Source organism: Aulosira sp. FACHB-615 (genome assembly GCF_014698045.1).
In the GTDB taxonomy this organism is placed as follows: Bacteria; Cyanobacteriota; Cyanobacteriia; order Cyanobacteriales; family Nostocaceae; genus Nostoc_B.
Genome location: NZ_JACJSE010000005.1, coordinates 396,849 through 410,885, shown reverse-complemented (window position 1 = coordinate 410,885; position 14,037 = coordinate 396,849). Strand labels below are relative to the sequence as shown.

9 protein-coding genes, 2 tRNA genes and 1 riboswitch are annotated in these 14,037 nt (G+C 39.8%); of the genes, 1 reads left to right on the top strand and 10 read right to left on the bottom strand.

What is annotated here, in order from left to right; genetic code table 11:
- Positions 1-127: 127 nt before the first annotated feature.
- The 9 genes from H6G77_RS11305 to H6G77_RS11265 form a co-directional block, all read right to left on the bottom strand.
- The gene (locus H6G77_RS11305; protein WP_199331466.1) at positions 128-391 is read right to left on the bottom strand and encodes a helix-turn-helix transcriptional regulator; all 264 of its coding nucleotides are present in this window, start codon (positions 389-391) and stop codon (positions 128-130) included.
- Positions 392-626: 235 nt separating this feature from the next.
- The gene (locus H6G77_RS11300; protein WP_190668853.1) at positions 627-1,382 is read right to left on the bottom strand and encodes a cobalt-precorrin-6A reductase; all 756 of its coding nucleotides are present in this window, start codon (positions 1,380-1,382) and stop codon (positions 627-629) included.
- Positions 1,383-1,405: 23 nt separating this feature from the next.
- Positions 1,406-1,825: a DUF1636 domain-containing protein gene (locus H6G77_RS11295; RefSeq protein WP_190588283.1), complete on the bottom strand. Its 420-nt coding sequence runs from the start codon at positions 1,823-1,825 to the stop codon at positions 1,406-1,408.
- 21 nt (positions 1,826-1,846) lie between these two features.
- A riboswitch (cobalamin riboswitch) is annotated at positions 1,847-2,006 on the bottom strand.
- Between the two features lie 322 nt (positions 2,007-2,328).
- Complete coding sequence (locus H6G77_RS11290; protein ID WP_190871600.1) at positions 2,329-2,760, bottom strand: hypothetical protein; 432 nt, start codon at positions 2,758-2,760, stop codon at positions 2,329-2,331.
- A gap of 300 nt (positions 2,761-3,060) precedes the next feature.
- Positions 3,061-3,837 carry an MBL fold metallo-hydrolase gene (locus H6G77_RS11285; RefSeq protein ID WP_190871599.1) on the bottom strand — a complete coding sequence of 259 codons (777 nt, stop codon included), beginning with the start codon at positions 3,835-3,837 and terminating at the stop codon, positions 3,061-3,063.
- Between the two features lie 179 nt (positions 3,838-4,016).
- A complete protein-coding gene (locus tag H6G77_RS11280; RefSeq protein ID WP_190871598.1) occupies positions 4,017-7,121 on the bottom strand; it encodes a plasmid replication protein, CyRepA1 family in 3,105 nt (1,034 codons plus the stop codon).
- Positions 7,122-8,565: 1,444 nt separating this feature from the next.
- On the bottom strand, positions 8,566-9,606 hold the full coding sequence (locus tag H6G77_RS11275; RefSeq protein WP_190871597.1) for a reverse transcriptase family protein: 1,041 nt from the start codon (positions 9,604-9,606) through the stop codon (positions 8,566-8,568).
- Between the two features lie 438 nt (positions 9,607-10,044).
- Positions 10,045-10,119 (bottom strand) — tRNA-Met (locus H6G77_RS11270).
- A 2-nt stretch (positions 10,120-10,121) separates the two neighbouring features.
- Positions 10,122-10,191: transfer RNA gene (locus H6G77_RS11265), tRNA-Asp, on the bottom strand.
- A 411-nt stretch (positions 10,192-10,602) separates the two neighbouring features.
- On the opposite strand from H6G77_RS11265, the gene H6G77_RS11260 reads away from it, so the two are divergent.
- Positions 10,603-11,547, top strand: a complete 945-nt coding sequence (locus H6G77_RS11260) for a hypothetical protein (protein ID WP_190588288.1) — start codon at positions 10,603-10,605, stop codon at positions 11,545-11,547.
- Positions 11,548-11,969: 422 nt separating this feature from the next.
- Here the strand turns inward: H6G77_RS11260 and thiO are convergent, their stop codons facing one another.
- Positions 11,970-13,946: a glycine oxidase ThiO gene (gene thiO, locus H6G77_RS11255; RefSeq protein ID WP_190871596.1), complete on the bottom strand. Its 1,977-nt coding sequence runs from the start codon at positions 13,944-13,946 to the stop codon at positions 11,970-11,972.
- Positions 13,947-14,037 lie beyond the last annotated feature (91 nt).

Genomic DNA, 14,037 nt, shown 5'->3' with positions numbered 1-14,037 from the left:
CCAACCGGATGCAGAAGGCAGGAGGCAGGAGGTTTTAGAGAGACATTATTACCTCCGCAACTCTTGGTTTTTAAGCCTCTAATATTTATTTATGGGTATTCATTCTGTCTTCTGACTTCTGCCTTCTTCATTCAGGTTCATCAAGGTGTTCAGCTACTACCTGATAAAGATGGAGAATATGATTATCATGAAGGCGGTAAAATACATTGCGGCCTTGTTTGCGATAGTTAACTAACCGCATGACACGTAAATTTCTGAGTTGATGTGAAACCGCAGATTCACTCATATCTAATAGTGTGGCTAAATCGCTCACACATAATTCTTTTTGCGCCAAAAAAGAAAGAATTCTTAACCGATTAGGATCACCTAAAAAGCTAAAAAATTCGGCCATACGTTGGGCTTTTTCAATATGGAGAAATTCTGCGGTAGTTGCGGGTGCAATATCACTATCTATAGTTGATATAGGAGTATTTTGAATCATTTGTTTACTTAAAAAGTATATATAGTAGATGATATGTTATGGGATTTATGAGATCCCCGACTTCTTCAAGAAGTCGGGGATCTCGCAGTCCAACAACAAAATATTGATGATATTGACTAGAATTTTTAGCCTTAATTGAAATATTTTACCCTATACTCTGACTTTCTAATTTACCTAATAACCAAGTCACTGCACCATCAACATCTGCAACTTTTTCTCCCATTGGAACTGAGGGACGCTTGACCATAACAACTTGTACGCCTAGTTCTCGCGCGGCAATAATTTTAGCGTAAGTTGCATCACCACCACTATTTTTACTCACAATGGTATCAATGTTGTGCTGAACTATAATTTTCCGTTCATTTTCTAGGATAAAAGGGCCGCGATCGCACAATATTATTCCTGGTGGTACTAAAGTATCTTTTCCAGGCGGGTCAATCATCCGCATCAGAAACCATATATCTTGAAGATGGGCAAAGGTGCTGAGTTCTTGTCTGCCTACTGTTAAGAATACTCGTTTGGCTTGGTTTGGCAAAATATCGGCGGCGGCTGCATTACTATCTACTTCAATCCAGCGATCGCCTGTTGTTTTCTCCCACGCGGGACGAATTAACATTAATCTGTGTATCCCGACTTCATTGGCTGCCGCCGCCGCATTGTCAGATATTTGATTGGCGAAGGGATGGGTAGCATCAATTAACACATCAACTTTCATTTGACGCAGATATTCTACCAGTCCATCCACGCCACCAAAACCACCAATTCGCACATTTCCAGAGGGACGTGAGGGTTCACGGGTGCGACCGGCTAAAGATGCGATCGCTTCAATCCCGTCAATAGTTGCAACTCTCGCACCCAGTTCCGCCGCTTCTGTGGTTCCACCCAAAATTAAAACACGTATATACTCAGTACTCAGCACTTTACTTACAACGGTGGAATTTTCGCTAATATACCTCGTTTCAATGGTTCTGGTCGTTCTGACCAAGGCAATACACCGTTAGTTTTAGCGTAGTATTGACTAGCACATTCCAAAACAGCCGCCGCACTGCTATCAACATCTAAATCACCAAACAGATAAGTTAACTTACCTTTAGCGGCAAAAGCAACAACACAAGAACGGTTACAAGCACTCATACATTCAACCGCTTGAATCGGAAATTCCTCGCGCAAATCCCAATCTTGCGCCAATTGCTGAATTTGGTGCAGGAGTTTTTGACCACCACTTTCACCTACACGCTTACCATCTTGCCAAACACTGGCACAGGTTTGGCAAACAAATAAAGTATGAGTGTGGGCAGAAATCGTCTCAGAATCACTTGTAATAGTAGTATGGGCAGCAGTCATCCGTACCTCGCAGATGTGATGGACTTAATTTTATAATTCGGCGGGCATTCTGACTGGGAAAGTGGCTTGTAAAGCTTCTAACTTTCCTTCACAGTTGCGGGACAGCGCCGGATTTTCACCGAACTTTCCCCCTTTCCTTTGGTGGCTGACCCCCACCAAAACCGAATATTCTACCTATCATAAACTGAGTTGAAAGTGCTGAGTAAAAAATACTAGCCTCTAACTCCTAGTCTTTCGGGTGCATCCCAGTTTTTATTTTTCACATAGAGGATAATTGTCATTGCGTACTCCTTCGGAGAAGCAAGCTACGCGTAGCGTCTCGCTCCAGAGGAACGACGTAGGCGTAAGACTTCCCGCAGGGTAGCAATCTCATACACTCGTTCAAAATGGTAAGATTTTGTGATTGCTTCGTTCCTCGCAATGACATATAAAAAAGTGGGATGCTTCCTAGTCTTTCTTTCATCCAAAGCTTGTGGAATTTACTTTATCTTGGCTATGTCAATTTAATGAGCCAAAGTTTTTTCTAGGTACGCTAATTGTACATTAACCTCAGTAAGATAGCTGGGATTGTATAAAAACTGATTGGGGATTTTTTTGGCTTTAACGGCAGCTTTGACCACATCTTCTGCCTTAACGTTACCGCTCTGGTGTTGAAATATCAAAGTCTTACCACCGGGAATACCCTGTGATACTAAATTACCTTGATAAGCAAGATAAACTAGATTCAGTGGTTGCATAACATGAGAATTAGCAACATTACTGGGCGACATATAAGAGTTAACAGATGTAGTGATTACTCGCCCATGTGTTGTAGTATTAGCAACATTACCATTGTGTGAGATTTTTTCACCATTCGCTTGAGCAGATGAAATTCCAACAGACAAAATTAAAGAAGCGATGGTAAGAAAAGAAGTTGTGATCGTTGAGATTTTCATAAGCTTATACCTCGGTTCTGTGTAATAGTTGGGATAAAAATTAACTAGTATTAATATTTGTTCTATAACTTAAGACTTGTTTTGCTGAATTCACCTGAATGGTTGAATTATGGCTTGGTTAAGGGAGTGGATACTTGTAAAGAGTAACTACAGTCACAGTAGTCTGATTCCAGAAAAGACGGATAAAAATTTAGCAAGTTTACAGATTAGATAAGCGTCTTTCTGTGAAATGTTTTTAGACTGGTTGGAGAAAATTAGCGATCGCTCTATTTATATTTTACGCGATCGCTTACACTAAAGCTAACAAGTTAAGACGCGATTTTGTAAGTTTAATTCCAAGCGATCGCCGGGTTTAGGTTCTAACACCTGGGTGGTAAGATTGTTGTTCTGGAAAGAAGTCCGCAAATCTTCAGCAGTCCCCACAGCCTTTAAAAAATTCACCATCAACCCTTCATAGGTTGTATCTGCCTTTGCTGCTGTAGGTAGGATAAATTGTGGTTGCAGCCATTTAGCTACTTCCAAAGCACTATTTGTTCCACGAATAATTGCGCCGACTAACGGTAATGTCAAATCAACCGTTGGCGTAATTAGCACATCCACCGGTGCAAATTGTTTTAACTGTGGCGAGTGATAGCCATGCGGCTCATAGTAAAGTGTGAAATCAGTAGCTAACTCTTTTAACAAATAACTGTTTTCGATCAAAGTCGGGCCAATAGGGGAACCAGGTAAAGCCCGAATTTCTAGTTGATCATTAAAAGTAAAAGTTTCACCATGCCCCAGACAAGTGACACAAGTGTAACCCAAATCTTGAACCACTTTGGTTGCATTCGGCGAAGCCACAACCGGAATTTTATGGTCAAGTTGCTTTAATGTCGGCAAATGTGCATGGTCTGGCAAACCTTGAGACAACAATATTAAATCAATCTGCTCTGAAATTAAGCGTTCTTGTGTGAGAGAACCTTTAAACAGCCAATCTAAGCCAAAACTTAATTCACCAACCAGCCAAGGGTCAACTAGTATCCGTTGACCACTCATTTCAATTAACCAACTATTGTTGTCTAACCAAGTTAAGTACATAACCAAACCGAAGTAACACCTGCTTTTATTATTACGGATGGTTTTGGTTATTGCATATCAGTCTTTAGTCAAAGCTAAAGACTGATGAAACTCCTCAGTATGCTTGACTCATACTCAGAGGTTATTGATCAAGTAAAAATAAAATTCCTGTAGTAATTATCAATTCAAAAGAATGTAATTCATCTTGTGGATAAACCAGCTAATACAGACTGCTGCTTAACAGGCTCAAACTTCCAAGTAGAAAAATCCTTGATTTCCAATTGTACACCTTTAAAATTAGCTAACATCAACTCATCTCGTTTGTACCAAGCGGTAAATATTTTATCTCTGCCATCATAAAAAGTTACTGGGTCTATTTGATAACCTTCATTAACAGTTTTTAACTTTAATCCCAATAGCTTGAGTAACTTGCTGAGTATTTTGATTTGAGAAGTAACGGCTTCTTCCCTAACTAAGTTAATGCCTAAAACCCGTTTGATATGTTGACTGTGTTGATAAACAACATCTTGCAACCAAAGTAAATCAGGGTCATTTTCAATAAAAGTTCTAGCTGGGTCAATAAACTCTAGCATTCCTAAAGCTTTCATCGCTTCAACTTTGACAGTGTAAGTCTTGATATCTGGCAAGAAAACTTTACCTTCACCTAACAGTAATTGCTGTTGCCATTCATGTTGGTCTCTAACATGAAAATAATCACTTTCGTGGGTTAAATAATAGTGAATTAATAATTGGGAGTAATAACCTTGGTCATCTTTTAATTTGAGTTCTGGTGTAACCTCGACACCATACTTTTGTTTGAGCGTATATTTATGTATTTGATGACGCTCTAAATCTGTGAGAGAATTTTTAGATGATAACTGTTGATATTCTACATAATTTATATCTGGAGCGTCGGCAATAATTTTGGCAGTAGCTAATTGATTTTTGAGCTTGATGTCTTTCATTTGCCGTTTAATATCTTTCGCCTTTTGCCGCTTATCTGTCCAATCTCTTTGGACTTTGACAATTTCCAAAATTAATCGCTTGCGTGTTGCTAAATCACTAGAGTCAGTTGCTAAAAAGGCTAAACGTAAATCTCGGATAATATTATTGTGAACTGCATTACTCCGCAGCCAAATTTGATGTCCGTCAGTGCTTAATCCATCTTGCATAGACTGACGATAAAGACGGATAGAAGCATTAACTCTTGCAGATAATTTTGCCCAAGTTCGTAAATGAATTGGGTCATATACTAAAGGCAAATCTACATCTATTTTATGCAGTGGACTCAGTAAAGCTAAATTTTCTTGTTGATTGGCTTGATACCAATCAGATAATAAACGATAGTTGGTACTACCGCTACCAATTAAACCAATTCCTCGTTTAGCACACCAAACAATCCGAGGGACATTATCTCTAACTCTGGCTAAAGCTTGTCTGGCTTCGGCATCGGGAATTACACCTTGGAATATGCCATAAACTCTATCAAAATGTTGCACATCAATACTAATACCAGTTCCTAGACTGGGAGTCACAAAAATCGTGTCGTATTCACCAATCTTTTGATTAATATTACCAACAAATTCAACTGCTGGATGGTCAGGTGTATTTGTAGTTCGACTACTAATTACTAAGCTTTTAGGAAATTGATAGCGTAATTTTTCCAACCGTTCTTTGAGATAATTTTCAATAGTTTCGCAGCTATAGCGTCCAGAACGACTATCGGTAGTGACGTAGCATTTACGTCCTGCAAGTAAATCCAATTCTAGTTGATGAATTAAAGGTGTGGGGTTGGGTGAATCATAAAAGGTGATATCCCAACCGCGTGCAGGTTGCCATTGGTTGACAAGTAACCAAGGTGTGATTTTAATGCCTGATAAACCTTGCAAATATTCTAAAGATACATCTGATAAATCAGCATCTTGGGCAATGACTAAACCGCCAGTTTGTAAAACTGTGGCGATTAACTTTTGGAAATTTTTTAAGATTTTGACACGTTTATTCTTACAAGTATCACTATTTAATAAATGCCATAATAATTGCTCAACTTCATCTAAGATAACTATGCCACCTTGCCATTGATCGACATTTATTTTCCAAATGGAGTCAATACATAAACCCAAAGAAGCGGTAGTTGGACTGTCAAAATATGAGAATAAATTATTATTATTGTTTAAACCCCATTGAATCCCAATTTTGTCACATAAAAATTTTCCGAGTTGGATTCTGTGGGTAATTAATAAGATGGGCTGGTTTTTGGTTTTAGATTGTTGGACAATATTTTGTAAAGCTGTAGTTTTACCTGTGCCTTTGGCGGATTTCACGCCGACTAAACCTGAGTTGGGAAAGGCTATTTCACCTAAATAGGGACGGTTGATGGTGAGTGCAGCCGGAATAGTTAATTCTGTATGTGGTTTGGTGTGGGCGAGGTAGATTTCTAAATCAACACTTTGGCGATAAACTTTATCGAAGGCGCTACTATTTTTAGCAACTATGAGTTCATCAACACCTTTTTCTGGCCCTGGTAATTCGATAACTTTAACTAAGCAATTTTTTTCTTGGAATAAGCAGCCAAGTTGCGCGATCGCATTATTCACTGCTGCTATAGTCTTAGGTTGAGTTTCAAAATCAAAACATATATATATGTGGCGTTTTGCAGTCGCAAACAACGCTAAATCAGGAATAAGTTGACGACGGGTGACTTTACCAAATCCATCTTTGACGACTCGATAACCGCTAGTAATTCCCGGAACTGCGATCGCAGCATAGCCTTGTGATAACAGTGCAGCCGCCTTTTTTGCACCTTCGCAGATAATCACGGGGATGTTCTGTTCCATCACCCATTCCCAAAAACCCACCGCTTCGCCGTTAACATCAACGCTGATATTCTCAGGTAAGTCGAGATTGTAACGCTGTGCAGTTTCTTGCCAAATTTCCTGCGTCACCCGCAGACAAAATACCCTGGTGGGTGTGCTAGGGGGGTGTTCGTATTTGATTGGTTTGCCATTATCCTTGATGCGGGGTTGATTTGGCTTAAAGCATCCCCACTCCATTGGTTGCCAATTATTTAGCGGATCAAGTCCCCCACACCACCAACCGCCAGCCGTGATATGACTGTAACGCTGCAACCAGCCGCTTTTTAGCATACCTGTGTTTGTGCGCGGGAGTAGTTCGGAGATTAACAGATATTCGTAGGCGATCGCACCTTGGAGAGACTTAAAATTGAGTTGCGCTAGGTGTAAATCTATACTACTGCCCTTGACTAATTCTTCAAGGTGTTTGGGTTCTAGATAGTGTAGATACATGATGAGAAGCGCGAAAAGAAACGATAGGATTTAAACCTTATCATGCCTACCCCGATTTTTTTGATCGGCAACTACCAAGTTTTTTTGATGATTTTTTATACCTCGTTGTTAGAAATACAAGGGTGAATCGGTAGGTAATCTATTTTTCTTGGCGGGATCGCTCTACTAATAAGCTTGTATTGTAATAATTTGTCTGCATTAAATTTTATTTATCAGTGTTAATCCGCAAGTTTCAGGTAACGGCTTGCATATTTATAGGAAGATGCTTGCTGTGTCAAGGTGTAGAAAACCACACCAACTAGTACAAATAAAACTGAAGTCTGAAATGAAGAAACCCTGATGGTGCGCTGTTCGGCAATTGATCATAGGTGCTTTATTTCTGCTGACCTGTACTAATCATCAACAGGACTTACGCACCACAATTATCTGTGGGGATTGGGTGTGGGGGTGAAATGGTATGGGATGAAAGGGTTTTGAATACTTATACCCTCATACCCCTGCACCCTTTACTAAAACCTTATTTTTTCGTTTTTTTGCGTAAGTCCGAATCAAATAAATTAGATTTTTTTAACTGTTCAATATTGTCTTGAGTATGATTTTGACAACTCATTTTAAAACTCTGCAAATGTAGGTGTTTACAGTTTAGTTGCGGGCAAATGTATCTCTAAAACTGGATTAAGATTGTCGCTACTTTTTTGAAACTACCCAAAGATCATCTCAAGCAAGACAGCAACGCTCAAATATGCCGTTCAGTTTGTCAGTTCCAGAAAACTAGATGTGACTAACGAAGGGACATACTCAAAATTAAGGAGAAAACAATTGCACTGGCTTCTTTACTGTCACTAACGAAGACTACGAATAATCAACGTTAGCAGAACCCCAACATCGCAGAGTTTACCAAACAAAGCAGATTTTTCTGTCTTTGTTTTTTCCCGATTTTCGGAATAGAAATAGCCTTGTCCCTAACAAGGTGCCGTGAGGCGGAGTGTGATGGAAGAAAGTACAGAATTTATCTGTTATCAATCGGCGATACACCGATCGCTCACAAAGGAGTACACTTTCTGATGACTAGTTACATATCGCGCGGCGGTATACGTTCAATCCAATGGTTGGCGTACCAGTTGGGCATACAGAACCCACACTAGAGCTTGGCACAATGTATTCCTAATCACTCATTAATGTAACTCAAGATAATGTGGCAGTCTGGTTTGGATGAATAAAAGAGACAAGGGAGATAAGGGGGACAAGGGGGAGATTTTTGTCAATTATTGAGGATTAGGTCGAAGCACTCAATTAAACCTAACTTGAAATTACCGGGTGTGGATACTGAGCGCAGTCGAAGTATCCACACTGCGCTACAGCTTTCTTCTCTTCAACTGATTGAGCATTGAGCATTTCGACTTCGCTCAATGCTCAATGCTCAATGCTCAATTATTGTTTCCAGCTAATTATTCTTGCCATATTTTTCTTGAATACGCTGAATTTGTTGTTGAAACTCTGCACCTTTTTCGGGGTTAACCATTGCGACAAAGTTGGCAAATCCGGTGATAGAGGCGATGAGGTTGGATGAGTTACCCCAATGCTTACCTTCTAAGCCTTCATTTTCTATTTGATGTAAAGTTGCACGGAAACTTTTTAACTTTTTCCGAGGGACATTAATTTTTTGATTAACGATAATACCTGTAACTTCTTGCTGTTGAGAGTTTCGTAAAATGCGGGTTTTGTCGGGATTGATGGCAAATCCTTCGTCAGAGATAATTGACTGAATTTGCTTGATGATATTTTTGGTATGTTTCAGATTCTCACCTGATGCGGAAAATGTTAAATCATCAACATAGCGAGTGTATCTAAACCCAAATTTTTCTGCGATCGCACACAAACGCTGATCTAAATTACGACAAATAATATTGGTAATTGCAGGGCTGGCTGGAGAACCTTGGGGAAGATGACGTTGCTTAAGTTCCACAAAGTCTGTTTTATTATCTAAGTTGTGTTCTTCCACTACAGGCGCGGTACATAATAAACCAAAAATTGTAGCTACAGATGAAGTATAACCAAACGATTGAAATAGTCCTTTAACACGCTGATATGTAATAGCTGAGAAAAAATCTTGCAAGTCGATATTAATAATTATTTCTGCACCAACATGGGGATTAGCATTAGTAATAATGGAGCGATCGCCGCAAAAACCATGTGCAGCGTCATGAATGGTAATTTTTTGTAAGATATTCTGCAAAATCCAGTATTGAGCGCGTTTTAAATCAGGCAATGGTGCAGAAATAATGCGATCGCCTGCAAGTTTTTTGGCAGTTTTAAAGTAAATATAATGTGAAATCTGAGAAGTTTTAGAAGTAAAGGTAAGAAACCGCAGTTTATCAATACTAATTTCCATAGCCGATGCAATCTGCTCGGCATTATCATAGACACCTAAATTATATTTTTTTAACTGTTCAATATTGTTTTGAGTATGCTTTTGAAAACTCATTTTAAAACTCTGCAAATGTAGGTTTTTACAGTTTAGTTGCGGGCAAATGTATCTCCAAAACTGGATTAAGATTGTTACTACTTTCTTGAAACTACCCAAAGATAATCTCAAAAAAGACAGCAACGCTCAAATATATCGTTCAGTTTGCCCATTCCAGAAAACTGGAGGTAAACGAAGGACATACTCAAGTTAAGGCGAAAACATTTGCACAGGCTCCTTAACTGTGACTACCAACATCACTAGGTAATATTAGTAGTCAACATACAATGCAGAGTTTTTATTCAAATTCAATTAGCTATCGTGACAGGATAGTGTCTTTTAACCCGGACAGGGTTTTGGTGGCAGAAAGTGGATTTGAACCACTGATCTTTGGGGACAGGCCCCAACGAGCTAACCAACTGCTCTATTCCGCAAATTTGTCTTTTAACCTAGACAAGGTGGGAGAAAGTACAGGAATTGAACCTGCAACACATCGATTATGAGTCGATTGCTCTACCAGTGAGCTAACTTTCGGTTGTTTGATGTAGGAGTCGAACCTACGACTAGCCGAGGACTTCGGATGCTCTACCACTGAGCTAATCAATCAATGGAGTAACAAGCCATTGCTCTACGGTATACACTCAATCCAGAGGTTGGCGCACCAGTCGGGTATACAGAACCCGAACCATAGTTGAGCAGATGTATTATTACCTTGTAACTCAATGTAGCACAAAAAATTATCTTACGTAAATTGCCATTTAATTTATTTTTTATGTTTGGGCGATCGCAGCATCAATAAAACTGTAGTTAGAATAGAAAAAACAAGCTAACTGACTAATAACAGGCAATTGTACTCATCTCTATCAAATTAATTAGCTCCAGACATTATTTTTAATTGAATTTAGGCATATTTAACGGATATTTACAGCTAATGATAGAGTACGTCTGTATTTTCAATCATTAGGATACAAGTAGTTGAAAATATTCATCTACTAACAATCTCTTCATTAAAATACTATGTCTGTTAATTGCTTGAAACCCAGAAATAAAAATCATGATACTGATACAGATAATTCTAATCAAGCATCAACAAAAGTAGAAATAGCTCTAGCATTAGATCAAATCAAAAGTTGTGTTTGGATGATAGGTATTCCATCATGGTTATTTGCCATCACAGACAGAAGTTTTGCGATGTTGTCAGATGGAAATTTATCACCAATAGAGATATTGCAACTATTGATGACTTGCCTCTTTTTTGTGAGTTGGATTTATTTAAAACCAGAGGAAAGTTTAACCAGCAATGATGTAGAGCCGAATGAATATGCAGAATATCTCAGTCGCAGCCAAGCCCTGAAGCTTAGGTTGAAGAAGCGACACATGATTAGCCAAGATTATATTTTACCTTTTCCTTACTATTGCCAAATCTATCACCTACTGAACTTAAAACACTTAGAAACCGTTCATAAATTCAGCCTGAATAGTTTAAAGGTTTTGAGTATCAGTCAATTCCAAACAACTCATATCGGGGGAGTGCTGAAATTTAATACCATGTTGCAACCAAATATGAATCTGTTAAGATTTTGGCGGCAACCAATAGTAGAAGTAGATTTAATTTTACATACTCCCTATACTATTGAACTGAGCATTCCTGCATATAACGATAAAAGAATCGTTGTCCTCTTTCACGCTTTCCCTATAAATGAAAAAGAACATCAATTATTTATCGATATTTATAGTGATTTAGATTGGCCGAAGCCGATATTGCAATTTGTTTTACACTGCGCCACTTGTTTGACACTTTTTGAAGATTTACCATATTTACAGGCTTTAGCGGACACAAATATCGAGCGTTTGTTTAATATAAATTCTGCTTCTAAGCATGAAACAATGTTATTGTTTAAACGATTCATAGAACTGTATGGTACTCGACAAAAGAGCATTCAGTTACCAGAATCGACATAAGTTTACTGAACAAACAGATCCCCGACTTCTTATACCATTTTGGATTTTAGATTTTGGATTTTGGATTGGGAAATTGCTTACTGGTGAGCTTTTCAGTAACCCATTTGTCGCAATCATTTTTCAAATTGGTATTAGAGGATGTTTGGAAAGTCTAAATTATTACTCACCGGGCGATTGGAAATCGCGGCTACACAGACGAAACCCACGTAGGTGGGTTTGAAAACCTTGATTTTGTGTTAGTCCACGTAGGCGGTCACTGAGCTTGCGATGCCCTGAGCTTGTCGTTCGCGTAGCGTCTCCGGCAGGAGAAGGGTCGAAGTGTGGACTTTGCTTGTGTAGTAGCGAATTCTATTCGCCCAATACTTTTCAAACATCCTCTTAGAAGATACAGTCTGTGTCGTCTAAAAAGTCGGGGATCTGAATTAATTAATAGTTCCCGTCACAGGTGAACTAGCACTAGCATAAGATTTGATGGGCATTCGACCGGCGAGGTATGCTAAACGACCAGCGACGGTTGCTAAATTCATTGCGTAAGCCATTGCTGGGGCATTTTGGGCTAGAGCGATCGCACTATTAATTAATAAGGCATCTGCGCCTAATTCCATTGCTTGAGAAGCTTCGGAAGGTGAACCAATACCTGCATCTACCACAACCGGCACTTTAGCGTTTTCAATAATGATTTGGATATTGGCGGTGGTTTTTAATCCTTGTCCCGAACCGATGGGTGATGCTAAAGGCATGACTGTTGCACAGCCAACATCTTCTAAGCGTTTGGCTAACATTGGGTCAGCATTGATATACGGCAATACCGCAAACCCTTCTTTTACAAGTTGTTCAGCCGCTTGCAGTGTCCCAATCGGGTCAGGGAGTAAATATTTGGGATCTGGAATAACTTCTAATTTCACAAAATTATTATCTTCCTGCCCTAGCAATTTTGCCATTTCTCGACCCAAACGGGCGACACGAATTGCTTCTTCGGCAGTTTGACAACCAGCAGTATTCGGCAACATCCAAATTTTTGACCAATCCAGTGCTTCTGCTAACCCTTCATGTCCTGGGGTTTTGGTTTGAACTCGCCGGACTGCGACGGTGACAATTTCACAACCACTAGCAACAATACTTTGCTGCATTTCTGCAATGGAGCGATATTTACCGGTTCCTGTCATCAAGCGAGATTGGAAGGTTTTACCTGCAATTACAAGGGGGGAGTCGGGAAGCGGTGAGTTGACTTCGACTGCATTCAGTAATTTGGAATTTGGGAGGGGGGAGGGGCGATCGCCGTTGGTAAAATTGGCAGAGTGAGTGAGCATAGGGGCGGTAGATGGCTGGGTATGAAACCGAGAATAATGGAAATGTGACAATAAAGAATCTGATTTTTGTTCACAGATTAAATCAGCAATTAAGGCTGCTGTCACAGGCGCTAGTAAAATGCCGTTGCGATAATGACCTGTAGTCAAAGTCAAGTTTGCACAGTGGCTAGTACCGAGAATTGGTAATTCATCTGGGGTAGCCGGACGAAAACCCCACCAAAATTCTTGAATGGAATAATCTTGTAATTGGGGATAGAGGCGAATCGCTTGCTGAAGTAAAGATTGGATACCTGCGGGGGTGTTATTTGGTGTAAAACCCACATCTTCGCTAGTCGCACCCAAAATAATCGAGCGATCGCGCCGGGGTACGATGTAAATATTTTCGCCAAATAACACCCGTCGCAAAGGCAATTCCGGCACAAAGTCAGGTAAGCGAATACTCAACATTTGCCCTTTGCGGGGAGTTACAGGCAAAGGTAACAATTCACTAGACCAAGCACCAGCCGCTAAAACATAGTGACCGGCACGAATTACGCCTTGGTTGGTTTGTACGCCGATGACTTGTCCTTGCTGTTGGATTAATCCTGCAACTGTGATGTTATCTTTGATTTCAATGCCGAGGGATTGAGCCGCAGTTCTGAGTGCTTGGGCTAATGCTCGATTATCAACTTGAGCATCTTCAGGATACCACCAGCCACCGATGACATCATTACTCAACCCTGGCTGATATTGATGAATGGCGGTTTGATCTAACCAATAAGCAGGTGAATCACCAGCCGCAGCAGACTTTGGTGGTTGATAAACAGGCGCAAGAATGCCACAAGCCCAGTAACCAGGATTAATCCCTGTTAAATCTTCAAGTTTGCTTGTCCATTCTGGGTATAAGGCACGCGATCGCCTGCACAACTTCCCCATCATCTCATCTTGGATAATTTCTGCATCTGGTGCTAACATGCCAGCAGCAGCATAAGTAGCAGCAGCCTGGAAATCACGACAAAGCACGGTGACATTTGTCCCGCGCAATTTAAGTTCGACGGCGATCGCCAAGCCAATAACACCGCCACCAATAATTAAAACATCGCTAGTCATTAGTCATTAGTCATTGGTTATTAGCCATTGATCATTAGTACACAACTACATAACTTATAACTAATAACTTGTAACCAATGACTAGTTTTGA